This is a genomic window from Flavobacterium defluvii (genome assembly GCF_900129555.1).
Lineage (GTDB): Bacteria > Bacteroidota > Bacteroidia > Flavobacteriales > Flavobacteriaceae > Flavobacterium > Flavobacterium defluvii.
Window position 1 is genome coordinate 192,549 of sequence record NZ_FQWC01000004.1, and the last position, 23,912, is coordinate 216,460.

Annotated in this window: 21 protein-coding genes and 1 tRNA gene; 16 read left to right on the plus strand and 6 right to left on the minus strand. The window is 33.4% G+C overall.

Annotation, left to right across the window (positions count from 1 at the left end; all coding sequences use genetic code 11):
- The first annotated feature begins 7 nt into the window (after positions 1-7).
- Positions 8-2,242: a multicopper oxidase family protein gene (locus BUC29_RS11275; protein WP_073416280.1), complete on the plus strand. Its 2,235-nt coding sequence runs from the start codon at positions 8-10 to the stop codon at positions 2,240-2,242.
- Positions 2,243-2,663: 421 nt separating this feature from the next.
- Positions 2,664-2,819 carry a hypothetical protein gene (locus tag BUC29_RS21530; RefSeq protein ID WP_167369535.1) on the plus strand — a complete coding sequence of 52 codons (156 nt, stop codon included), beginning with the start codon at positions 2,664-2,666 and terminating at the stop codon, positions 2,817-2,819.
- A gap of 114 nt (positions 2,820-2,933) precedes the next feature.
- Here the strand turns inward: BUC29_RS21530 and BUC29_RS11280 are convergent, their stop codons facing one another.
- Both BUC29_RS11280 and BUC29_RS11285 read right to left on the minus strand, forming a co-directional pair.
- On the minus strand, positions 2,934-6,329 hold the full coding sequence (locus BUC29_RS11280) for a trifunctional glycoside hydrolase family 18/polysaccharide deacetylase/glycosyltransferase family 2 protein (RefSeq protein ID WP_073416281.1): 3,396 nt from the start codon (positions 6,327-6,329) through the stop codon (positions 2,934-2,936).
- A 385-nt stretch (positions 6,330-6,714) separates the two neighbouring features.
- Entirely contained in the window at positions 6,715-7,167 is a 453-nt protein-coding gene (locus BUC29_RS11285) for a DUF4442 domain-containing protein (RefSeq protein WP_073416282.1), read from the minus strand.
- Between the two features lie 247 nt (positions 7,168-7,414).
- On the opposite strand from BUC29_RS11285, the gene BUC29_RS11290 reads away from it, so the two are divergent.
- From BUC29_RS11290 to BUC29_RS11310, 5 genes are all read left to right on the plus strand, one after another.
- Positions 7,415-7,873, plus strand: coding sequence for a DUF4870 domain-containing protein (locus BUC29_RS11290; protein ID WP_073416283.1), 459 nt, complete (start codon positions 7,415-7,417; stop codon positions 7,871-7,873).
- A 126-nt stretch (positions 7,874-7,999) separates the two neighbouring features.
- Positions 8,000-8,332, plus strand: a complete 333-nt coding sequence (locus BUC29_RS11295) for a PadR family transcriptional regulator (RefSeq protein ID WP_017498072.1) — start codon at positions 8,000-8,002, stop codon at positions 8,330-8,332.
- A 3-nt stretch (positions 8,333-8,335) separates the two neighbouring features.
- On the plus strand, positions 8,336-10,069 hold the full coding sequence (locus BUC29_RS11300) for a PspC domain-containing protein (RefSeq protein ID WP_073416284.1): 1,734 nt from the start codon (positions 8,336-8,338) through the stop codon (positions 10,067-10,069).
- 3 nt (positions 10,070-10,072) lie between these two features.
- Positions 10,073-10,807, plus strand: coding sequence for a head GIN domain-containing protein (locus tag BUC29_RS11305; RefSeq protein ID WP_073416285.1), 735 nt, complete (start codon positions 10,073-10,075; stop codon positions 10,805-10,807).
- Positions 10,808-10,893: 86 nt separating this feature from the next.
- Positions 10,894-11,727, plus strand: a complete 834-nt coding sequence (locus tag BUC29_RS11310; RefSeq protein ID WP_073416286.1) for a GIN domain-containing protein — start codon at positions 10,894-10,896, stop codon at positions 11,725-11,727.
- 147 nt (positions 11,728-11,874) lie between these two features.
- On the opposite strand, the gene trxB is transcribed toward BUC29_RS11310, so the two are convergent.
- Positions 11,875-12,822: a thioredoxin-disulfide reductase gene (trxB, locus tag BUC29_RS11315; RefSeq protein WP_073416287.1), complete on the minus strand. Its 948-nt coding sequence runs from the start codon at positions 12,820-12,822 to the stop codon at positions 11,875-11,877.
- A gap of 176 nt (positions 12,823-12,998) precedes the next feature.
- Here trxB and BUC29_RS11320 point away from each other — a divergent pair.
- Together BUC29_RS11320 and BUC29_RS21840 are read left to right on the plus strand one after the other, a co-directional pair.
- A tRNA-Pro gene (locus BUC29_RS11320) sits at positions 12,999-13,073 on the plus strand.
- A 174-nt stretch (positions 13,074-13,247) separates the two neighbouring features.
- Complete coding sequence (locus tag BUC29_RS21840; RefSeq protein ID WP_394332991.1) at positions 13,248-13,376, plus strand: hypothetical protein; 129 nt, start codon at positions 13,248-13,250, stop codon at positions 13,374-13,376.
- Positions 13,377-13,656: 280 nt separating this feature from the next.
- Here the strand turns inward: BUC29_RS21840 and BUC29_RS11330 are convergent, their stop codons facing one another.
- Positions 13,657-15,825, minus strand: a complete 2,169-nt coding sequence (locus BUC29_RS11330; protein ID WP_073416288.1) for a pectate lyase family protein — start codon at positions 15,823-15,825, stop codon at positions 13,657-13,659.
- Between the two features lie 203 nt (positions 15,826-16,028).
- On the opposite strand from BUC29_RS11330, the gene BUC29_RS11335 reads away from it, so the two are divergent.
- From BUC29_RS11335 to BUC29_RS11365, 7 genes are all read left to right on the plus strand, one after another.
- Positions 16,029-16,430, plus strand: coding sequence for a septal ring lytic transglycosylase RlpA family protein (locus BUC29_RS11335; RefSeq protein ID WP_073416289.1), 402 nt, complete (start codon positions 16,029-16,031; stop codon positions 16,428-16,430).
- 249 nt (positions 16,431-16,679) lie between these two features.
- Complete coding sequence (locus BUC29_RS11340) at positions 16,680-17,447, plus strand: ParA family protein (RefSeq protein WP_073416290.1); 768 nt, start codon at positions 16,680-16,682, stop codon at positions 17,445-17,447.
- A gap of 5 nt (positions 17,448-17,452) precedes the next feature.
- Positions 17,453-18,355, plus strand: coding sequence for a ParB/RepB/Spo0J family partition protein (locus tag BUC29_RS11345; protein WP_073416291.1), 903 nt, complete (start codon positions 17,453-17,455; stop codon positions 18,353-18,355).
- On the plus strand, positions 18,355-18,915 hold the full coding sequence (locus BUC29_RS11350; RefSeq protein ID WP_073416292.1) for a DUF5683 domain-containing protein: 561 nt from the start codon (positions 18,355-18,357) through the stop codon (positions 18,913-18,915). Before BUC29_RS11345 ends, BUC29_RS11350 begins: the two co-directional genes overlap by 1 nt.
- A gap of 39 nt (positions 18,916-18,954) precedes the next feature.
- Positions 18,955-19,656 carry a 4-hydroxy-tetrahydrodipicolinate reductase gene (gene dapB, locus BUC29_RS11355; RefSeq protein ID WP_073416293.1) on the plus strand — a complete coding sequence of 234 codons (702 nt, stop codon included), beginning with the start codon at positions 18,955-18,957 and terminating at the stop codon, positions 19,654-19,656.
- Between the two features lie 56 nt (positions 19,657-19,712).
- Positions 19,713-21,266 carry a signal peptidase I gene (gene lepB, locus BUC29_RS11360; RefSeq protein ID WP_073416294.1) on the plus strand — a complete coding sequence of 518 codons (1,554 nt, stop codon included), beginning with the start codon at positions 19,713-19,715 and terminating at the stop codon, positions 21,264-21,266.
- A gap of 97 nt (positions 21,267-21,363) precedes the next feature.
- Positions 21,364-21,978 (plus strand): WbqC family protein, encoded by a 615-nt coding sequence (locus BUC29_RS11365; protein ID WP_073416295.1) that lies wholly within the window; start codon positions 21,364-21,366, stop codon positions 21,976-21,978.
- On the opposite strand, the gene BUC29_RS11370 is transcribed toward BUC29_RS11365, so the two are convergent.
- The gene (locus BUC29_RS11370) at positions 21,975-23,027 is read right to left on the minus strand and encodes an endonuclease/exonuclease/phosphatase family protein (RefSeq protein ID WP_073416296.1); all 1,053 of its coding nucleotides are present in this window, start codon (positions 23,025-23,027) and stop codon (positions 21,975-21,977) included. The genes BUC29_RS11365 and BUC29_RS11370 overlap by 4 nt on opposite strands.
- Before the next feature lie 16 nt (positions 23,028-23,043).
- Positions 23,044-23,907, minus strand: coding sequence for a rhomboid family intramembrane serine protease (locus BUC29_RS11375; RefSeq protein ID WP_073416297.1), 864 nt, complete (start codon positions 23,905-23,907; stop codon positions 23,044-23,046).
- Between the last annotated feature and the right edge of the window lie 5 nt (positions 23,908-23,912).

A 23,912-nucleotide genomic window follows, 5' to 3' on the forward strand; every position in this document is an offset into this window, starting at 1 on the left:
AATCAATATGAAACTATATACTTTTCTAATAGTCTTTCTAATTGCTTTGAGTGTAAAAGCGCAAAAAGTAGTTCGTTACGATCTGCATGTTCGTGATACGATTGTCAATTTTTCGGGTAAAGAAAAACGTGCGATTGCAGTAAACGGGCAAATTCCGATGCCAACACTCACTTTTACCGAAGGCGATATTGCCGAAATTTATGTACATAACGAACTAAAAAACGAAGATACAGCGATGCATTGGCATGGATTATTTCTTCCTAATAAAGAAGACGGCGTTCCGTATTTAACGCAAATGCCCATAAAACCCGGAACAACTCATAAATATACTTTCCCAATTATCCAGAACGGAACGTATTGGTATCATAGTCATTCAGGGCTTCAGGAACAAATTGGTCTTTACGGACTTTTTATCATCAATAAGAAAAAAGACGATTCAACGATTAGAAAAGGAATTGACGATTTACCAACTGTTCCAATTATTTTAAGTGAATGGACGGATCTTAAACCTGAAAATGTGCAGCGAATGCTTCATAATGCCAACGATTGGTTTGCTATAAAAAAAGGCACAACTCAAAGTTATTTTGAAGCTCTAAAACAAGGTCAGTTTTCGACAAAAGTCACTAATGAATGGAAACGTATGAACGCCATGGATGTGAGCGATGTGTATTATGAAAAATTCTTAATTAACGGAAAAAACGAAGATCAGCTTTCGCAGTTTAAAGCCGGTGATAAAGTCAGATTGCGAATTGCAAACGGAGGTGCTTCAAGTTATTTCTGGCTAACTTACGGAGGCGGAAAAATCACAGTTGTAGCCAGCGACGGAAATGATGTAGAACCTGTAGAAGTCGATCGTTTGATTATTGCAGTTTCTGAAACTTATGATGTTGTGGTTACGATTCCGGAAGACAATAAATCCTTTGCATTTTTGGCTACAGCCGAAGACAGAACAGGATCGGCTTCTTTATTTTTAGGCGGCGGGACTAAACAATCTGTCAAACATCTTCCCAAATTAAAATATTTTGAAGGGATGAAAATGATGAACGACATGATGAAGATGAACGGCGAAATGAATGATATGGGTATGAATATGTCTTTGAATAAAATGGATATGAATGCTGTAATGTATCCTGAAATTTCCGGAGAAGAAGAATCTGAAAAAACAGAAGATCATTCGATGCATATGGAAGGTATGGAAATGTCAGATGATTCTACGAGTACTTCTGAAATTGTAACATTGAATTACGGAATGCTGAAATCTCCAACCAAAACAACATTACCAAAAGATGCTCCGGTAAAAGAATTACGCTTTGAATTATCCGGAAATATGAATCGTTATGTTTGGAGTTTAGATAATAAGGTAGTTTCTGAAACGGATAAAATTTTAATTAAAAAAGGAGAAATCGTTCGTATTACTTTGTACAACGGTTCTATGATGCGTCATCCAATGCATTTACACGGACATGATTTTAGGGTTTTAAACGAGCATGGCGAGTATTCTCCGCTAAAAAATGTTCTGGATATTATGCCAATGGAAACCGATACGATAGAATTTGCGGCTAATGCTGATGGTGACTGGTTTTTTCACTGTCATATCTTATATCATATGATGGCCGGAATGGGACGCATTTTTAGTTACGAAAATTCGGCACCAAATCCGTTGATTCATCATCCCGAAATGGCTTTTAAAATGCTAAAAATGGATGATCTCATGTTTCATTTAATGGCCGAAAATGATTTTGCCACAAACGGAAATGATGGAGAAGCGATGTACAGCAACACACGTTGGAGCATAGGCACGGAATGGCGATTGGGATACAACGACAAACATGGTTATGAAACCGAAACACATATTGGCCGTTACATTGGCAAAATGCAATGGTTTATGCCTTTCATTGGTTTTGACTGGCGATATCGAAAAATGGGAATGGATGAGCAGGAACAAAATCTTTTTGGACAAAAAAATACTAAAGACAATCGATCAGTTTTCAGCATCGGAGCCGAATATACTTTACCAATGCTTGTAAAAGCGCAGGTCGAAATGTATACGGATGGAAATGTGAGAATTCAGTTTGAACGAAAAGATATTCCGCTTTCGAGACGTTTGCGAATGAATTTAATGTGGAATACTGATAAAGAATATATGGCGGGTTTGAAATATATTGTCGCCCGAAATTTTGGAATTACAACGCATTATGACAGCGATATGGGAATTGGTTTTGGTGTTAATTTAAATTATTAAAAAAGAAATGTGTAGTCCCTACGGGACATTTTTTACGGACGCTATTTTATTTTTCTACCGATATTATACTCCTAACGGAGTATTCATTAGAAATCTATTAACAATCTGATACAAATTAAGATATTGGTAAAAACTATTTCATTTATTTTTCTACCGATATTTAATCTCTACGAGATATTTCTACTGAGGAAATATTCCTAATGAAGTATTGACTAGAAACCTATGAAGATATCTCGTAGAGATTAAATATCGGCAACAACATAATAATCGGCATTTAAAATTGTCCCGTAGGGACTATATTAACATCTCCATATTTATCTATTAACTTATCATTGACAATTTTCAAAATTAAATCCTCTTATATTTGAACCAACATCTTCAATCAAAAAAGAAAAATACCTAACAATTAAATTATATAAAAATGCAAAAATTATTTACCGTTTTAGCTATCGCTTTATTTACAATTGGATTACAGGCACAAGACACTACGCCAGCTAAAAAAGAAAATGCTAAAAAAGAATCATGCTGTAAAAAAACAGCGGATAAAAAAGACAAAAAATGCTGCGCTAAAAAATAATTAAAGCAGTATAATTTAAAAGGCCTCAAATATTTGAGGCCTTTTTTATGATATTTTTTCCGCCACGAATTCACAAATTTTTATAAATTAATTTGTGAATTCGTGGCGGAAAAACTATTTTAAAGTCGCAACATTTCCTGTTCTGGTAAGTACTCCCCAGCTTTGACTTTCTCCTTTTATGGCTCTCCTTAAAGCTCTGAATAAAATTACATACATTAATTGTCTGTATACAAACCGCTGCGGAATCAGCCATATTAGTTTCGTTAGTTTTTCTTTTTCAAAAATAAACGCAATTACACTCACCAACATATCTACCAGCATAAATGCTATGTAATAAATCATTATTTTATGAAGACTGTCCGGATCATTATAATTCCAGAATAAACTTAAAATAAGAACCAAATCGGCTAAAGGCGCAAAGATTGGCAATACAATCTGAAAGAGAAGAATATTGGGCAGTGCAACCATTCCTAAACCTTTATATCTCGGATTAAAACACGCATCTCTGTTTTTCCAAAAAGCCTGCATAATACCATAACTCCAGCGAAAACGCTGTTTCATAAATTCTTTTAAGCTTTCGGGAGCTTCTGTAACTGCAATTGCCTCTGTACAATTTGTAATATGATAACCGCTTTTCAAAATTCTAATAGTCAGATCGCAGTCTTCTGCAAGTGTATCGGTTGTAAAACCTCCTGCTTTTTCTATTGCTTCTTTTCTAAATGCGCCAATTGCTCCGGGAACAACCGTAATTCCATTGATTAAATCAAAAGCTCTTCTGTCAAAATTTTGTGCTGTTGTGTATTCAATACTCTGCCATTTGGTAAGAATTGTATTTTCATTACCAACTTTTACATTTCCTGCGACAGCTCCAATTTCTTCATTATTTTTCAATTGAACTGTAAATCTTTTCATCAATTGCGAAATGGCATCGGTTTTTAATTGTGTATCGGCATCAATACAAACAACATAATCGTTTTGGGTTAATTTTATTCCGTAGTTTAAGGCAGATGCTTTTCCTCCATTTGTTTTTGTATATATTTTTACTTTTGGATTATTGGCAAAAGCTTCATTTATCATGGCAAAAGTTTTGTCTTTAGAACCATCATCGACAAAAACCACATCAAAATCAGGATAATCCTGATTTAATAAATTTTCGATGGTTTTTACAGCATTTATTTCTTCATTATACGCAGGAACAATAATACTAACTTTTGGAAAATTCCCTTCAGGAGATTTATAAACTGGTGGATATTTATGATCCTTCCATTTTTTTATAAAGGCCATTACTGCCATTAGCGCAATTCTAAAAAAGCCAAGAAAAATAGCGACCCAAAATGTTGCGGTAATAAATTGTCCAAACCAATATCCAAAATCAAAAATTAAATTATCAACCGTAATAAAAGGTCCTTCTGCTTTTGGCATAATTTCGTCTTTAGTTTTGCCTAGCAAATGATAAACGGTTGTAAATTCAACATTTTTGCTTTTGAAATATTTAATAATTCTAGGCAAAGCGTCGACTGTCGCTTGCCTGTTTCCTCCAGCATCGTGTAGTAAAATAATTCCCTTATCAGGATTTGCTTCATATTGCTGTACAGTTCTAATGTAAACCGAATCGGCACTAACGCCTTTTTCCCAATCATTAGGATCAATACTTTCGCCCACACTATAATAATTTTGTGCTTTGCTTAGGGCAATTGGTTTCAGTTCTGCTTCTGTTGTTGGTTCTGCATCTGCATTATAAGGTGCTCTAAAGAGTACGGTACTTTTTCCGGTTATGGCTTCGATTAATAATCGTGTTGTTTCCATTTCTTTCGCAGCACGCTCCGGACTTACCAATGCAATATTAGGATGCGTAAAAGTATGATTTCCTATTTCATGTCCTTCTTTATAAATTCTTTGCAATATTGGAATATTATTTTCTGCCTGAATACCAATAACAAAAAATACAGCTGGTACTTTTTCTTTTTTTAAAATATCTAAAATCTCCGGTGTATAAACAGGATCCGGACCATCATCGAAGGTTAAAATGACTTGTTTCTTTACATTTCCAAATTTACTTATAACATATTTGGTTGGTAATTCTACATATTTCTGTTCTGTAATCGTAATTTCGTCTTTGTTTATTTCCAGTTCTATTTTTCCCGGTGCCGGACTTGCAATAACATTTAATACTTCGCCGTCTCCAATATAAGCAGGACTTTCGATTCGTGTGTTTACACTTTTCATTACATTAAAATCAAAAGGTTTTTTCGCAAGACTTTCGTTTGTTAAGCTTCGATGGTAAAAACTCCACAAACGCTGATCTTCGCTGCCCAAACGCCACAAAGCAGTTCCTGCCAAACCATATTCGTCACTAAATCTTATTGTGTTAAAATTTGTTGCTGCATCTTCAAAATTTACAATATGTTTTTTGCCATTACTGTCTTTATAGCTAAATGAGTTACTGTAGCTGTCGTTATCAAATTTTATAAACGCATTATATTGCTTTGCAATGGCAATTGCGTGATCGTAAGTTACAGTTTCTCCTTCTTGCTTTTCCTGCCAATCGTAGCCATAACCTGCAAAACAAAGTATAATTTTATCTGATGAAATTTCCTTGGCTGTTTTATCTACGATTCTTTCTATCCATTTCTGGTCGCTTATATCTCCGGGAATACTTCCGGCATAATGCTGATCATAAGCCATAAGGAACATATAATCATTGTATTTTGCTAATTCTTTTATATTAAAATCATCGTCGCCCGCCATTATATCCTGCGAAACAAGATATCCAAGCGGATGAAGTTTTTCGTATAATTCTTTTTGAAAAGCAATTATAGGTTCATCGCCTTTTTCCTTAAACTCTTCAAAATCAACATTTATTCCTTGTAAATCATATTTCTTTAAGTTTTTTACGATATCATTTATGAGTCTTTCTTTTTTGTTTTTGTCATGAAGAATACGATGAATAAGGTCACCATCAAATTCGCCTTCGCCTAAAGATTCATTGATGTTGTTGATTAATGGAAGGATTTTTACTTTTCCTTTTTTCATCACTTTTAATGCCAAGGTATCAATATCAGTTTTCAGCAAATCGGTTTTGGGATCAATAAAAAACCATTCCGGAACTACCATATTGAGCTTGTCGATATTTTTTTCGAGAGAAAATAAACTCTGCGGATCCCAATCGACATAAAATGCAGCCCGGACTTCTTCGTTTGTTTTAGGTATAGCCGGCAGCTTTTTTAGTTTGTCTATTTTTGTTTTTTCTCTCAAGAAATAATCAAAACCTTTAAATTGTTTGAGGTCTTTATCACTTAATTTACTGGGCACAAAAGGATTATCTAAACTATGTCCGGTTCGACTATGAACTGCCAAAAGCGGAAGCGGTGGTTTTAATCCTTTCTTTAAAGTGATAAAGAAAATTGGCACCATTAAAATAAGAAGAAACAAAATAAGCCGGCTTGACCATTGAAAAGTTTTCCAGCGCTTTTGGGTAACGGTCTGAAATATTTGTTTTTTATCATCCATACAATCTTACTTTTAGGCAAATTTTATTAGAAAGATAAATCGAAAAGTTAATTTCAAATCTTTAAAACCTTAACGTTCTAATAAAATTTTATTCTTAAATGAAATATTTATCTTACAAATATAATTCAATTTGAATATAAATTTATTATTATTAAATGAAGTTTGAATTAACGAATTGAGCTTCTTGGAATTGAAATTATAGAATAAATTTACGAAAGAAAAGGTTTAAAAATCAATCAACCAGAAACAAAAACAATTGAAAAACAATACATTAAGAATAAACAAAAAAAGACCTCAATAAATTGAGGTCTTTTCTATTTCTAAATCTTCCAGCCAACTTTATCAGAGTTCTTCGGCCAGAGTTCTTAATTATTTTAAAAAGAGATTATTTCAATCTAACACTCCATTCAAAATCCATTTCAGAAACCTGAACACCTTCTTCATTTGTTCCGATAGATTTCATCCAGAAAGTTTGTCCTTCACCGGTTTCGATTGTATTTTTTATAGCATCGGCAATTAAGTGGCCGTCATTGCAAACGAAAGTAATTCTTCCGGTTGCTTTTTTGGTAAAGTTTCCTTTATTATTGGCAACAAGCATAGAGATCTTTTTTCCGCTTTGCTGAATCTGCGAAATGACTAATGCTCCTGTTGTTAACTCTGCCGCCATGGCCTGAACTGCAAAATACATCGAATTAAATGGATTTTGATTTATCCAGCGATGCTTAACACTTACGACACATCTGTCTTTATCGATTGCTTTTACACGCACACCGCAAAAGTATGCCGACGGTAATTTGAATAATACAAATTTGTTGAGTTTTGATACAGATATTGCCATTTGATATATTTTTTAGGTAAAAATACAAAAAAACTATGCATGCACAATAAATTGACAATACTTTCTAAAAATGCTAGTAAATACAATACTTAGCAATGATTTTCAGCAGATTAAACTTTTAAATTCAATTTAAAATTTGTTAAATTTTTGTTAATATTTGGTACTATGTAAAACAAGATACTGTTTTTTGGACATATATTTGCATAAGAAATTACTATATGCTTTTAATCAATCAAAACCACTCATCATGGAAAAATCATCAGAAAAGAATACTTCGGCATTCGCACATTTAAGTACATTAAGTCAATACATTATTCCGTTTGGGAATTATATTTTCCCAATCATAATCTGGTCAAGCTACAAAGACAAATCAGAATTTGTAGATCATCACGGGAAACAGGCTTTGAACTTTCAATTGAGTTTATTGCTTTACACATTAATCTTAGCTTTAATCGCCATTCCGATTTTTGTTACAGTTTTTTTACAAAACCTGCCCATTGAAGCTGTTTTTAATGACAATGAAGATTTCTATATCAGAAATTTCAATTTTGAAGGAAACATTGGACTTTTAAGTATTGGAGCTACTGCGGTAGTACTTTTTGGACTTTTAAAATTTGTTGAATTCTTTTTAGTGATTTATGCTTCTATAAAAGCTTCAAACGGAGAATTATACAAATATCCAATGACGATTTCTTTTATAAAGTAATTGACAAAGGTTAAAAGTTATATGTTATACGAACGAGTTCTAACAGAATAAATTCGAAATCAATCATCAATCAATATCATCAATCAAAAAACGAATTGTTCAATCTAAAAAAAACAAAATGAAATTATGAACATTGAAAACACAAAAGCACAGATGCGCAAAGGTGTTCTTGAGTTTTGCATCTTATCAGTTCTAAAAGAAAAAGACGCATATACATCTGAAATATTAGACACTTTAAAAAACGCGAAATTACTAGTTGTTGAAGGAACAGTTTATCCGCTTTTAACTAGATTGAAAAACGACGGTTTACTTAATTATCGATGGGAAGAATCTACATCTGGACCCCCTAGAAAATACTATGGATTAACCGAAATAGGGCAAACATTTTTAAACGAACTTAGCGGTACCTGGACAGAGCTGTCAGACGCTGTAAAACTAATCACCAATCAAAATCAATAAGTCATGAACAAAACAGTAAATATTAACTTAGGCGGTATGTTTTTTCACATCGATGAAGATGCATATTTAAAATTGTCACGCTATTTTGACGCTATAAAACGATCACTTAACAACTCATCTGGACAAGATGAAATTATTAAAGATATCGAAATGCGTGTTTCTGAATTATTAACAGAAAAACAAAAAAGCGAGAAACATGTTGTTGGACTGAAAGATGTTGACGAAGTGATTGCAGTAATGGGACAACCGGAAGATTACAGAATCGAAGACGAAGAAAATACAAATCAGTCTTTTAATAATTATAGCGGAAGAAGCCACAAAAAATTATACCGTGATAAAGAAAACGGAATGATTGGCGGTGTTGCAACTGGTTTGGCTCATTATTTTGGAATCGAAGCTGTATGGGTTAAAATCGTATTCTTAATATTTGTTTTCGCAGGTTTTGGAACCGGAATTTTAGCTTACTTCGTTCTTTGGATTGTAACGCCTGAGGCAGTTACAACCTCTGAAAAACTGGAAATGACAGGAGAACCGGTTACAATTTCGAACATCGAAAAAAAAGTTCGTGAAGAAATAGAATCGTTATCTGATAAATTTAAAAATGCAGATTATGATAAAATGGGAAACCAGGTAAAATCGGGAGCTGAGAGAATAAGTAGTTCATTTGGAGACTTTATTATGACGGTTTTTAAAATCTTCGCTAAATTTTTAGGAGTAGTTTTAATCATGTCTGGAATAGCAACTTTAATCATGTTGTTAATTGGAGTTTTTACTTTAGGGACTAATGCTTTTGTTGATTTCCCTTGGCAAAACTTTATTGAAGCCGGAAATTTTACAGAATATCCTATTTGGTCTTTTGGGTTATTGATGCTTTTTGCGGTTGGAATTCCATTTTTCTTCTTAACATTATTAGGATTTAAATTGTTGTCTCCAAACTTAAAATCAATCGGTAACATTACAAAATACACCTTACTGGCAGTATGGATTATCGCTGTTGCCATTGCTATTAGTTTTGGAATTAAACAAGCTACAGAAATCTCTCGTGACAATAAAGTAGTCGAAAAGAAAATTATTACTATTACTCCAAAAGATACTTTGCATGTAAAATTTAGATACAATGATTATTACGCTAAAGATTTATACCGTCACGGAGACTTTGAATTTGTACAGGATTCAGCCGGAAATGATTTGATCTATTCAACAGATGTGCGTTTACACGTTTTACGAACTGATGAAGCTTCTCCTTATATTCAGATAGAAAAAAGTGCCAGAGGGAATTCGTTAACTAACGCCAAAAAAAGAGCAGAAAAAATCAATTTTAAATACCAGATTAACGGAAATCATTTAATTTTGGATAATTATTTTCTGACAGATGTTAAAAACAAATTCAGAGGCCAGGAAGTAGATGTATTCTTATATTTACCACAAGGTCAATTATTTAAACCAGATGCATCAATACAAGAATATGATGATACTGATGACAATTTCTTTGACTTACATTTCAGCGGAAATTACAATTATAAGGTAGAAGGTTCAAAAATTAAATGTTTAAACTGTCCTGCTGACGAAATGGACGATGAAGATCATGACGGAGATTATAATGAAGAAAACCATATTGAAAAAGATACCGTAAACGAAGTTTCTATTAAAGTAAATGGAAAAGAAATTTTAAACGGTAAAAAAACGAACGGAAAGCTAACCACTGATAAAAACGGAGTTATAATTAAAATTAACTAAGCCATGATCAAAATAATCATTCATATTACGAAATTTATTATTGCCACGCTTACTGCATTGTTGTTTGCTTCATGTAATTTTAACATGAATACAATCGAAGGAAGCGGGAATGTAACAACTGAAAAAAGAATTGTTGAGGGAGATTTTAAAAACATCGAAGTAAGCAATGCTATAGATTTAGTTATACAACAATCAGATTCTGTAGATATTACAGTCGAAGCTGATGATAATCTGCAAAAAGAAATCATTACAAAAGTTGAAAACGGAACTTTGATTATTAAATGTAAATTCTCTTCTTTCCGAAATGTAACCCAGAAAAAAGTAACGGTAAAAATGCCGCATGTTGGTAAAATTGAAGCATCGAGTGCTGCAAGTGTTGTAAGTAAAAATACAATTCAGGGAGAAAACATAGAATTAGAAACTTCAAGTGCGGCATCAATGCATGTTGATGTTGAATCTGATAATATTTCTTGTAACTCAAGCAGCGGAAGCTCAATTGATATCAAAGGAAAAGCATTAAAAATACAAACTTCTGCCTCAAGCGGCTCTTCAATTGAAGCAGGAAGTTTATTAGCAAATGATGTTGATGCCCAGGCTTCGAGCGGAGCAGTTATTAGTGTTCATCCTATTTTAAGTTTAAAAGCTCAGGCGAGCAGTGGTGGAAATATTAACTATAATAATGTTCCTAAAACAATTGATAAAACAGCAAGTTCCGGAGGAAGCATTAGTCAGAGCTAACATTTTTTAACTGTTAAATATAAAAGAAATCATCCATCTAAAGTGGATGATTTCTTTTATATTTGCCAAAATCAAATCTAAAATAAATGAAAAAAAATACAGCACTTTTCCTGTTACTTTTGGTTACAACATTAACTTTTGCTCAAAAGAGAGAAAAAGTAAAAGGGTCTAAAATTGTAACTACATCTGTTAAAGAAGTAGGAAGTTTTGATGCTCTTGAAGTCGATGATAACTTAGAAGTTTATCTTGAAAAAGGAGAAAAAAACGAAATCAAGATCGAAGCCGATGACAATCTTCACGAAATTATCGGAATGGATCTGAGAGATAAAACACTTCGTTTATATACATCCAAAGAAAGTACTATTTTCAAAAAACTTTCGGTAAAAATCACCTACACAAGTTCATTGAATAAAGTAATCAGCAAAAATGATTCTAAAATTTATGCAATTCAGGAACTTCAGTTAGACGATATTACTTTTAATAGTTTTGATTATTCTAAATTATACTTAAATGTTAATGCAAAAAAATTCAGTTTAATTGCAGATGACAAATCAAAAACAGAATTAAACTTAAAAGCTGATGATGGAAATTTACAATTAAGCAAAAACGCTTCTATCAAAACTTTAGTTTCTGCTATTAAATTTAAATGTGATTTGTACCAAAAAGCAAATGCTGCTATTGAAGGAATTGCTGAAAAAGCTACTATACGCTTAGATAATAATTCGGTTTTCACCGGAACCAAATTCACTTTGAAAGATGCAAATGTTACGGCCGAAAATTATGCTGTTGCAACTATTCTTGCCGAAACTACAGTTTCTATCGCTGTGGGAGATAAAGCTGAATTGTCTTTATTTGGAAATCCAAAAATCGAATTAACCCGTTTCTCTGAAGAGGCTAAACTGATTAAGAAGATAAAATAAGTTTCAGGTTTCAAGTTGAAATTAGAAACGTTAATCATAAAAAATAAAATCCCGTTCCAAATTATTTGGAACGGGATTTTTTATTACTGTTTTACAGATATAGGCAAACTTGAAACAAAGAAAAACCTGAAACCTGAACTAAAAAACTTATTCTTTTGAAGCTAAATATCTTTCAGCATCAAGCGCTGCCATACAACCTGTACCAGCAGCAGTAATTGCCTGACGGTAAACGTGATCTGCTGCATCTCCGGCTACGAAAACACCTTCAACATTTGTTTTAGATGTTCCTGGAGTATTTACGATATAACCAGTTTCGTCTAGTGTGATGTAATCTTTAAAAATATCTGTATTTGGTTTGTGACCAATTGCTACGAAAAATCCAGTTGCAGGAATTTCAATAGTTTCACCTGTAGTTTTATTTAATGCTTTAATGGCGTGAACTACGTTATTATCTCCCAAAACTTCAACAGTATCGTGATTCATTAAGATCTCAATATTTTCAGTTTTGCGAACGCGCTCTTCCATAATTTTTGAAGCTCTGAATTTCTCGCTTCTTACCAACATCGTTACTTTTTTACAAAGTTTAGATAAGTAATGTGCTTCTTCACAAGCAGAATCTCCTGCTCCAACAATTACTACTTCCTGATTTCTGTAAAAGAATCCGTCACACACAGCGCAGGCAGAAACTCCTCCACCCATATTTAAATAATGCTGTTCTGATGGTAATCCTAAATATTTAGCCGATGCTCCTGTAGAAATAATTACAGTTTCGCAGTGCAATTCGATTGAATCATTAATCCAAACTTTATGAATATCTCCAGAGAAATCAACCTTTGTAGCCCAGCCATCGCGAATATCCGCGCCAAAACGTTTTGCTTGTTCCTGTAACTGAACCATCATTTCTGGTCCAGTAACTCCATCAACATAACCTGGAAAATTTTCTACTTCATTAGTCGTTGTCAGTTGACCTCCAGGCTGCATTCCTTGGTATAAAACCGGATTCATGTTTGCTCTGGCGGCATAAATAGCTGCAGTATAACCTGCAGGGCCAGAACCTATAATAAGGCATTTAATTTTTTCGATTGTATCTGACATAATGTGTATTGTTTTTTTGTGATGCAAATGTAAACTTTATTATAAAAAATAAAGCCTAAAATAAATCTGAAATACCTATCTCAAAATAAGTTTTATTTATTTTCGATTTTTCCTTTTGTAAACGAAATTTATTTATATCTTTGCATCCGCTTTCGGGCAGTATACTAATACATCTTCGGGGTGTAGCGTAGCCCGGTTATCGCGCCTGCTTTGGGAGCAGGAGGCCGCAGGTTCGAATCCTGCCACCCCGACAAAAGCCGAACAGAAATGTTCGGCTTTTTTATTGTCTTTAATTTATTATTTATGTTTTTCGTTTACATTCTTTATAGTATTACAAATGAAAAGTTTTATATAGGTCAAACAAATGTATCAACGACAGACTTAAAAGACATAATAGCGGGCAGTCATTATCTACAAAGAATGGCATTACATGGAAAATTATCTATACGATTCAACTAAATTCAAGATCTGAAGCAGTAACTTTAGAAACCAAAATAAAAAAACGAGGTGCAAAAAGATATCTTCAAGATATAAGTTTTGATTGTAAATTGTAGCGAAGAACGGTGATAGCGTCCCGCCTTAAAGCGGGAAGCCCGCAGGTTCTCCCGAAATCTTTTGGGACTGCCACCCCGAAAAAAGTCTTTTCATTTTTAGAAAGACTTTTTTTTTTGCAATAAACTCAAAAACAAACTATTTAAAACATAGCCCGTGGTTTCAACCACGAGACACATTATATATTACGATATGTTTCCCGTGATTGAAACCACGGGCTATGTTAAAAAAAACCTCTAAAAATCAATTGATAATTAGAGGTTCTTAATATTAAATCCTATTTTATTTTTCCATACTAATATAAGCAGGATATGATTCTTTATTCGGTAAAGTAAATTCTTCATCAAATGGCTGAACGCCTTCTCCATTATTATATAGTTTCACCCGTTTTACACCCGTTTCTGTACTTCCGCCGGTACTATTAATAACATTTTGAATATTCCCTGAACCGGCAAAGCGAGTAGTACACATTTTTTCCAGTTTCACATTAGGGCTATTTGGTATTTCAAAACCATTTTTCTTATTTACTTTTCCATCAGTTCCAGTAAAAACTGCATAAGAACCCATTCCTATAGTATGATGCTCTTTTACAGTATTAGCAACTTTAAATGCCGCATAACCATCAACTTTTCCATTTTGGCTGCTCCATGCAGCTTGGTTTGGAGCATCATATGGCGGCTCGTTTTGGAAGAAATAAGTTCTGCCTCGTTCACCCATCCACAAAACTTCATATTCCTGAAAATGTTCAACAAAAAGAGCGTAAAGCGTAACATCATAACCCGTAACAATTAGTCCGTTTTTACATCTGTCCCTAGTCCAGCGAACATCTCCGCCTTTTTGCGAACCATGATCAGCACGCCATAACCAGAAATGATCTCCTACTACATTATTACTATTTATCTGCATTGAAGCTTGTATCTGGATATTTTTTGACTGAACTCCACCCACACGACAAGTAATATCTGCAAGCAAAATAGGATCTGCAGAATGATCAGCATGCGCTCCTTCATTCCCAATTCTAATTTGATAAGTTGTACTATTAAATGAATCCATAAGAAGTCCGGCAATAATAATTCCGTCTTTATCATCAACATAAATACATCCCCACGTATTTTTCTCCGTAGGCTCTAATGTTACCGAAGCTATACCCGCACCCAGAAGTATTGCATCTTTTCTATTCACCTGAATTGGTGCATTCAAAGAATAATGTCCTGGCGTAAAAAATATATTTTTTCCAGCTTTTAACGCATTATTAATTTCGACATCAGTATCTCCATGTTTTGCAACATACCAATCAGTAAGTAAATCCTGAACTTTTCCTTTACCCATATCAGCAGATGTCCATGAAACACCTACTCTATCCTTTTGCCAGGCCGGAACAAATACTTTATATTCGCCCTCCTTATCTATAAAAAGAAAAGGTTTTTCTCTAATAATGGGTGTAGTCGGAATTGGAGAATTGGCATCATCTTCCTGAGGAGGATTAACACAGCCCTGCCAAACCATATTATAAGAACCTCCCATAGCACCCGAACCAGAAGGAAAAATAGCATTTCGGGTATACCATTGCTGCTGACCTCCCCAGTTTGGCCTGTTTGAAGTATAATGAGTATCGGCAATAAAACCACCGCTTCCCCAAAAATTAGTATTTCCAATATCCGAAATATATTTTGAAGTACTTTCAATCAACAATCTTCTCGCACTAGTCGATTGAGAAACTGTCCATGCAAAATCCCTCATTACTTCAACATTTTCAACAGAACGCCAAAATGTACACGTAGCATTTGCTCCTCCCGAAAGATGAGGCCTCGTAAAAACAGATCCAAGTTTAACATCAGAAGGCACTTTCCCCAGACCTCCAATATGAGAATAAAATCCTAATTCTATTGAGTTTGCTTCTGCAGATGATGCCGAACCCGATCCTCCAGCATCATACGTTTGACCTTTAACATTAGCTTTTAAATAATATGCCTGACGCTTAGTGGTCCATTCGCCATTTGCACCGCCTAAACCAATAGAACTAAATTGTGAATTTATATCATTACGTGCTGTTTCTGCTTTTTCATATTTTCTGTCGTAGAAATACATATTATCACCAAAAATTTGTTTTTCTAATGAAATTATAATCGTTACATCGTTACGAGTTACTTTATAATAGTTTTCGTATTTGTCTTTATTTGGTTTATTATCTGTGAATGTTAATTTGGAAGTTGAGCCAATTAATACAAAATCTGATGCTAAACGACTACCTCCTCTCGTAATTACATAATTCCCCGAAGAGCCAAATGCCGTCCACGACAATGTTATACTGTGCTTTTTTTTGTTGTAAACAATCTTGCTCTCTGTCTTATTCTCCAGTCTTTTTTCATAAGACAAATCCGATGCTGCAAAACTGCATAGAATCAGCATAAACGTAAATGCTGTAAATGCTGAGATTACTTTTTTAATCATAAATAGTGTTTTTGGTTTAATAGTTTTTAGGGATCCTAAAATACTAATAATCCTCAACCCGCATCTTTGTTTTTGTTTCCGATTTTCTTATCAAAAACTATACAAAATGTACTAAATATACCTTTTAGTAACACAAATAAACCGTATAGAATATCTTCTTGTTCCTTTAATGATTTTTTTTGCGCGTTGATAGAATTTAGAAGATGAAAAAAATTATACTCTACATCGCTTTAGTTTTTTCCGGAGCAGCTGTGGCACAAGAAAGTTCAATTGATACAGATCCTATTATCGAAAACGAACAATGTATCTTATACAAAACAAATGTGCACGCTTCCTATTACCATGATAAATTTAATGGAAGAAAAACCGCCAGCGGCACAAGATTCAATAATAATGATTTGACAGCGGCTCATAAAAAATTTCCTTTTGGAACAATTTTAAAAGTCACAAATGAAACAAACAACAAATCTGTTATCGTAAAAATTACAGACAGGGGACCTTTCATTAAAGGTAGAGAAATTGACCTAAGCAAAAGAGCCTTTATGGAAATAGCTTCTAATAAAAGGAGCGGTCTAGTATATGTGACTATTGAAATTCTAAAATAAACCATTCACTCAAATTTTAGAAACAAGCAAAAGCATTTCTTAAAGCAAAATTTAATTTTATTCCTTTTTACAACAATAATGTTGAGTAAATTGATTAAATTTTAGCAGGCATTTCTACTCATAACTAAAATTATTTTGTTTCGAAGACCCATGAAACAACGAATAAGCGAGGTTTCACAAATGTTAACAAAATAGATTTTCAAAAACCATAAATAATTGTATTTTTACGGTTCAAAATTCAGAAAATAAATGGGCAAAATCATTGCTATTGCTAATCAAAAAGGAGGCGTTGGAAAGACTACTACATCAGTAAATCTTGCTGCCTCATTAGGTGTTTTAGAGAAAAAAGTATTATTGATCGACGCTGATCCTCAGGCCAATGCTACATCTGGTCTTGGAATCGACGTTGAATCTGTAGAACTTGGAACTTACCAGATCCTTGAACATACCGTAACACCAAAAGAAGCCATTTTAAAATGTACAGCTCCAAACGTTGACGTGATTCCTGCTCATATTGACCTTGTGGCGATAGAAATTGAATTGGTTGACAAAGAAAACCGTGAGTACATGCTTAAAAAAGCATTAGAAACTGCAAAAGAAGAATATGATTATATCATTATCGACTGTGCACCATCTCTTGGCTTGTTAACCCTAAATGCTTTAACAGCTGCTGATTCTGTAGTTATTCCTATTCAATGTGAATATTTTGCACTTGAAGGATTAGGAAAATTATTGAACACAATTAAAAGTATTCAAAAAATACATAACCCTGATCTTGACATCGAAGGTTTATTATTAACAATGTATGATTCAAGATTACGTTTATCTAATCAGGTTGTTGAAGAAGTTCAAAAACACTTTAACGATATGGTTTTTGATACGGTTATTCAGCGAAATGTAAAATTAAGCGAGGCACCAAGTTTTGGAGAAAGCATTATTAATTATGATGCCACAAGCAAAGGTGCTGTTAATTATATTCATTTAGCTCAAGAAATTATAAAGAAAAACAGTAAATAGTTTTTATGACAAAAGCAATTAAAAAACAAGCCTTAGGAAGAGGATTATCTGCATTATTAAAAGATCCGGAAAACGACATTAAATCAGTAGAAGACAAAAATGCTGATAAGGTTGTTGGAAATATTATTGAGCTTGAAATAAGTGCTATCGAGATAAATCCGTTTCAGCCTAGAAGCAATTTTAATGAAGAATCATTACGCGAATTAGCCACTTCTATTAAAGAACTTGGTGTAATTCAACCTATTACTGTTCGAAAATTAGATTTCAATAAATACCAGCTAATTTCCGGAGAGCGCCGTTTGCGTGCTTCAACTTTAGTTGGGTTAACTCATGTTCCGGCTTACATTCGTATTGCCAATGACAATGAGTCTCTTGTTATGGCTTTGGTTGAGAATATTCAGCGCCATGACTTAGACCCAATCGAGATTGCACTTTCTTATCAGCGTTTAATTGATGAAATTCAATTAACACAAGAACAAATGAGTGAGCGTGTTGGAAAAAAACGTTCTACGATTTCTAACTACTTACGTCTTTTAAAACTAGATCCCATTATTCAAACAGGTATTCGTGATGGTTTTATCAGCATGGGACATGGACGCGCCATCATCAATATTGAAGATTTAGATGTTCAGACCGATATTTACCAAAAAATCGTAAGTCAGAATTTATCAGTTCGCGAAACAGAAACACTAGTAAAAAATTACCACGAGAGTTTAAAACCAAAAGCAGAAGGAAAAGCCAAACCGGATTCTTCATTTTTGGTGAGAGAAACACAAAAAAATACTTTCAACGACTATTTTGGTGCGAAAGTTGATATTAAAGTCGCTGGCAACGGAAAAGGAAAAATCACAATCCCATTCAATTCTGAGGCCGACTTTAATCGAATAATAAAATTAATAAACGGATAGTGAATAAAATTGTCCCCATAAGTATATTGTTCTTTCTCATAGGAACCGTTTCTCTTTTTGCCCAGGTAAAAAAAGACACGGTTTTAGTCGTTAAAGACACTTCTGCATTACAAGAAATTGATCCGCTTACACCAGCAAAAGCAGCTTTTTATTCTGCTATTTTACCGGGTTTGGGTCAGGCATACAATAAAAAATACTGGAAAATTCCGCTTGTTTACGGAGCAATTGGTACCAGTTTATACTTTTACATCGACAACAGTAAAAAATATCATGAATATCGTGACGCCTACAAACGAAGATTAGAAGGCTATCACGATGACAAATTCCAGTATCTGGATGAAAGCCGACTTATTGCCGGACAGAAATTTTATCAGCGAAACAGAGATCTTTCTGCCCTGTTTGTTGTTGGTTTTTACGTTTTGAATATTATAGATGCCAATGTTGATGCAGCCTTGATTCAGTTTAACGTAAACGAAAGACTATCACTACGCCCGGAAATATATCCGGCAGATGTAACATTTAAACCAAATGTTGGACTAACTTTTAATTATCGTTTTTAAATAGTTCTCCTATTTAAAAATTACACAAATACATACAAAATGAAAATTGCGCTTTTAGGATACGGAAAAATGGGTAAAGTAATCGAACGAATTGCTTTAGAAAGAGGTCATGAGATTGTTTTAAAAAAAGATGAATTTAATACTTATGACGGACTTTCTTCTGCAGATGTTGCGATTGACTTTAGCGTTCCGTCTGCGGCAGTTAGCAATATCTCTGCATCTTTTAATGCTAATGTACCTGTTGTTTCAGGCACGACCGGCTGGCTTGAACATTATGATGAAATGATTGCGCTTTGCAATGAGAAAAAAGGAGGTTTTATCTCTAGTTCAAATTTTAGCTTGGGAGTAAATATTTTCTTTGGATTAAATGAATATTTAGCCAAAATTATGAGCCAATTTGATTCGTATAAAGTATCTATGGAAGAAATTCATCATATCCATAAACTTGATGCTCCAAGCGGCACGGCAATTTCTCTGGCTCAAGGCGTTATTCAAAACAGTAATTATTCTAACTGGACTTTAGAAGAAGCAAAAAATAACGAAATTCATATTGAAGCTAAAAGAATTGGAGAAGTTCCGGGAACACACACGGTAAATTACGATTCAGCAATTGACAGTATCGAAATAAAACATACTGCTCACAATCGCGAAGGATTTGCTCTTGGCGCGGTTATCGCTGCGGAATGGCTTGCAGGAAAGCAGGGAATTTTTACAATGAAAGATGTATTAAACTTACAATAAACAGAATATCATTTTGAATTACATAATTCAAAATTTGAAACTTAAAATACAATATTATGACACTTTACTCTTGGTTCGTATTTTTCTTAGCTGTTCAAATCATTCATTTTGTTGGTACATGGAAATTGTACCAGGCAGCAGGAAGAAAAAGCTGGGAAGCAGCAATTCCTGTTTATAATTCGATTGTTTTAATGAAAATTATCAGCCGCCCTACCTGGTGGACTTTATTACTTTTCATACCAATCATCAACTTGATTATGTTTCCTGTAGTATGGGTTGAAACTCTTAGAACATTTGGCAAAAAATCAACTTTAGATACAATTTTAGGGATTTTTACTCTCGGTTTTTACATCTATTATGTAAACTATACACAAAAATTAGAATACAATAAAGACCGAAAATTAACTCCTGAAAATAAAACTGCAGATACTGTAAGTTCATTACTTTTTGCTATTATCGTAGCAACTTTAGTACATACTTATGTAATTCAGCCTTATACAATCCCTACTTCTTCATTAGAAAAATCTTTATTAATTGGAGATTTCTTGTTTGTAAGTAAAGTAAATTATGGCCCTAGAGTTCCTATGACAACTGTAGCGCTGCCAATGGTTCACGACTCAATTCCGTTAACAAAAAGAAAATCATATTTAAGCTGGCCGCAATTACCATATTTTAGACTTCCGGCTTTTGAACAAATAAAAAGAAATGATATTGTTGTATTTAACTGGCCTGTAGATACAGTACATTATTTTTATGAGCCAAAAGGAAGACCCGGAGTTATAAAACCAATCGACAAGAAATCAAACTACGTAAAAAGATGCGTTGGTATTCCTGGAGATAGTTTATCAATTAAAGATGGCTTTGTTTTCATCAACGGAAAAAAATTAATTTTACCTGAAAGAGCAAAACCTCAATATTCTTATTCTGTCGCTTTAGACGGAAAAACTTCTATTGATTTTGAATCTTTATTCAAAGAATTAGATATTACTGATCCTGCAGGTTTTAGAAGTGAAAAAAGAGACACGCTTTATTTTAGGGCTTTAACAGAAGCTGGAGCTGAACGACTAAAAAATACTCCTGGCGTTACTGCTGTAAAAAGAGAAATCGATCACGGCAACGACAATGCTATTTTCCCGCATATTAACAAATGGAATCAGGATAATTTCGGGCCAATTTACATTCCGCAAGCTGGAAAAACTGTTGCGCTGACAAATACATCTTTGCCTTTCTATAAAGAAATCATTACCAATTACGAAGGAAACACTTTAGAATTAAAAGGTTCTAAGTTTATCATAAACGGTAAAGAAACTAATACTTATACCTTTAAACAAAACTACTATTGGATGATGGGAGACAACCGTCATAACTCTGAAGACAGTCGTTATTGGGGTTATGTTCCGGAGAATCATATCGTAGGAAAACCAGTTTTCATTTGGATGAGCTGGGATACAAACGGAAAAGGTATCAACAAAATTCGCTGGAGCAGGGTTTTCACAACTGTTGACGGTGAAGGACAGCCGCAATCTTATTTCAAATATTTCCTAATTGTTCTTGCTCTTTACTTTGTTGGAGAATTCTTCTGGAGAAAAAGAAAACAGAATAAAGCATAATTAAAAAAAAGTTATTTTTGTCTCAGGTTTCAAGTTTCAGGTTTTGCAAAAAAACTTGAAACTTGAAACCTGAAACTTTTAAATAAAAATATACATCATGAATTCCTTATTACTTCCTACTTATTTTCCATCAATCAGCCACTTTGCAGTTATGGCTCAATCTGAAAATATAACTTTTGAAATGGAAGATAATTTTCAAAAACAGACTAATAGAAACAGAACTTATATCTATAGTCCAAACGGAATTCAGTTATTAAATATTCCTGTTAAACATTCAAAAACAGCACATCAAAAGACAAAAGATATTTTGATAGAAAATGAATTTGACTGGCAGAAACAGCATTTTAAATCATTAGAAGCCGCTTACAGAAGTTCTCCTTTCTTCGAATATTTTGAAGATGATATTGTTCCAATTTTCGAAAAGAAACACTCATTTTTAATCGATCTTAATTTTGAAGTTTTAGACACAGTAACAAAGTGTTTAAGAATGAAATTAGAATTCGGAAAAACTGCTGAATATTTTCATGAAGTAGAAAATATTTCAGATTTTAGATATTTGGCAAACGGTAAAAAAGACCAAAATTCATTCGAAAAATACACTCAGGTTTTTGACGATAAACATGGTTTTATAAACAACTTAAGTGTTTTGGATTTACTTTTTAATGAAGGGAAATTTGCAATGGATTATTTAAAAACTCAAAAAGTAATCTAAAATTGATCGATCGAAAGTCTGGTCATAATTGGATAATGATCTGAATTTTCGAAATCAGAAAAGCTTTCAAACTGCTTTACTTTCATTTTAGTATCGGTAAAAATATAATCGATTCGGGCTGGATAATACTTAAACTTATACGTTGCACCAAAGCCTTCACCAGCTTCTTCAAAAGCGTCTTTAAGTTTTCCTTTAATATTACGGTAAACGTATGAAAACGGACTGTTATTCATGTCTCCGCAAATAATAATTGGGTATTTGCACTTTTTTATGTGCTCTTTAAAAATTTCAGCCTGTTCTTGCTGCTGCGTAAATCCTTTGCTGATTCTCGTATAAATACGCTGGGATTTCTTCTGATTAACTTTATCAATATCGTCTGAAATTTCACTTACATCTGGAGATATTTTAATTGACTGCAAATGCATATTATAAACACGAATCACATCTTTTCCTCTTTTAATATCAGCATAAACAACATTATTATCTGATTTAGGAAAAACAATATTTCCTTCGTCGATAATAGGAAATTTAGAAAAAATAGCCTGGCCCGTTTTTATCTGTTTCCCATCAATAAAGATATAGCGATGTGGATACACTTTTAAATCAATATGGGCAGAGTTAGAATATTCCTGAATACATAAAATATCCGGATCTTTTTCGTCGATAAAAGTTTTTATATTTTCTGGAATATCATCCCGATCAAGCCATTTAAACACATTAAAAAGACGTACATTGTAACTCATTATCGAGAAATCTTTTTCGTCTTTAATATATTCTTTAGCAGAGAACTTGTAAAACTTACTTATAAAAGTTATTCCGGTTAGCAAAACCAAACCAGACAAAATAAGGCGTTTTTTAAACTGAATTGCCCAGTAAACGAAGAACAATCCATTAGCAACAAAAAATGCCGGCATAAACAGCGTAAGCACCGATAAAAGGGGAAAACTTTTAGGTGCTAAAAAAGGTAAAATATAGACGCTGAATGTAAGCACAGTCAGTACTATATTCAAAAAGAACATTATTTTATTAAACCACGAAAGGTTTTTCATATTTTTTGGCTAAGGATTATTTTCCAGCTTTAAATAAAAACTCTTTTTCTTCTTTTGTCAGACAATCATAACCAGACTGGCTGATTTTATCTAAAATCTCATCAATTTGCTGCTGCGTTTTGTCTTTTGTAACAATTCTTGATGTAGCTTTTTCGGTAGGTTTTTTATAATTCTTATGAACGGTTTTAAATGGGGTCGTTGGGGATTTTCTAAAAAGATTGGCGAAGAAATCTAATGTTCTGGAAACAATATGGCTTAGATCTGTTCCGTTTTGGAGCAATTTTATGTAAACAAATCCAAAGAAAGCTCCGGCAAGATGCGAAATATGTCCGCCCATATTATCTAGACGAAATTGCATTAAATCTAAAATTAAAATTACCCCTGTAATGTGCCAAAGTTTAACATTTCCAAAAAGAAACAACCGAACATTCATTAAAGGCTGATAGGTCGTTGCCGCAACCAAAATTGCCATTATTGCAGCCGAAGCTCCAACTATAGAAGCCGACGTTCCTAAAACATAGAAACTCAGCGCAAATACAATTCCTGAAAAAATGGCACCTAAAAGATATAATCCTAAATATTGTTTTTGTGTAAAGAAGGTTAAAAATAAATTACTTGCAAAGTTTAAAACCATCATATTAAATAACAGATGCAAAAATCCGAAATGGAAAAATGCATATGTTAAAAACGTCCACGGTTTAAACATAAAAACCTGAGGATCTGAAGACAAAGCCAGCCAGCCCGGATAATCAAAACCTCCTCCTGAATAATTATAGAAAAAAATCAGCGAAATAAGAAAACAAGCGATATTCCAATAAATAACCTGCATGGCAATGCCGCCTAATTTATATTGAAGTTTTAAATCGTCAAGAATGTTCATAAAGT

Excerpts from the sequence above, each read along its gene's own strand:
- BUC29_RS11280 (WP_073416281.1), bottom strand. The coding sequence starts at position 6,329 with ATGGATGATAAAAAACAAATATTTCAGACCGTTACCCAAAAGCGCTGG.
- BUC29_RS11305 (WP_073416285.1), top strand. The coding sequence starts at position 10,073 with ATGATCAAAATAATCATTCATATTACGAAATTTATTATTGCCACGCTT.
- lepB (WP_073416294.1), top strand. The coding sequence starts at position 19,713 with ATGACACTTTACTCTTGGTTCGTATTTTTCTTAGCTGTTCAAATCATT.
- BUC29_RS11330 (WP_073416288.1), bottom strand. The coding sequence starts at position 15,825 with ATGATTAAAAAAGTAATCTCAGCATTTACAGCATTTACGTTTATGCTG.
- BUC29_RS11370 (WP_073416296.1), bottom strand. The coding sequence starts at position 23,027 with ATGAAAAACCTTTCGTGGTTTAATAAAATAATGTTCTTTTTGAATATA.
- BUC29_RS11375 (WP_073416297.1), bottom strand. The coding sequence starts at position 23,907 with ATGAACATTCTTGACGATTTAAAACTTCAATATAAATTAGGCGGCATT.
- BUC29_RS11345 (WP_073416291.1), top strand. The coding sequence starts at position 17,453 with ATGACAAAAGCAATTAAAAAACAAGCCTTAGGAAGAGGATTATCTGCA.
- BUC29_RS11365 (WP_073416295.1), top strand. The coding sequence starts at position 21,364 with ATGAATTCCTTATTACTTCCTACTTATTTTCCATCAATCAGCCACTTT.
- BUC29_RS11310 (WP_073416286.1), top strand. The coding sequence starts at position 10,894 with ATGAAAAAAAATACAGCACTTTTCCTGTTACTTTTGGTTACAACATTA.
- dapB (WP_073416293.1), top strand. The coding sequence starts at position 18,955 with ATGAAAATTGCGCTTTTAGGATACGGAAAAATGGGTAAAGTAATCGAA.
- BUC29_RS21530 (WP_167369535.1), top strand. The coding sequence starts at position 2,664 with ATGCAAAAATTATTTACCGTTTTAGCTATCGCTTTATTTACAATTGGA.
- trxB (WP_073416287.1), bottom strand. The coding sequence starts at position 12,822 with ATGTCAGATACAATCGAAAAAATTAAATGCCTTATTATAGGTTCTGGC.
- BUC29_RS11340 (WP_073416290.1), top strand. The coding sequence starts at position 16,680 with ATGGGCAAAATCATTGCTATTGCTAATCAAAAAGGAGGCGTTGGAAAG.
- BUC29_RS11290 (WP_073416283.1), top strand. The coding sequence starts at position 7,415 with ATGGAAAAATCATCAGAAAAGAATACTTCGGCATTCGCACATTTAAGT.
- BUC29_RS11300 (WP_073416284.1), top strand. The coding sequence starts at position 8,336 with ATGAACAAAACAGTAAATATTAACTTAGGCGGTATGTTTTTTCACATC.
- BUC29_RS11275 (WP_073416280.1), top strand. The coding sequence starts at position 8 with ATGAAACTATATACTTTTCTAATAGTCTTTCTAATTGCTTTGAGTGTA.
- BUC29_RS11335 (WP_073416289.1), top strand. The coding sequence starts at position 16,029 with ATGAAAAAAATTATACTCTACATCGCTTTAGTTTTTTCCGGAGCAGCT.
- BUC29_RS11285 (WP_073416282.1), bottom strand. The coding sequence starts at position 7,167 with ATGGCAATATCTGTATCAAAACTCAACAAATTTGTATTATTCAAATTA.
- BUC29_RS11295 (WP_017498072.1), top strand. The coding sequence starts at position 8,000 with ATGAACATTGAAAACACAAAAGCACAGATGCGCAAAGGTGTTCTTGAG.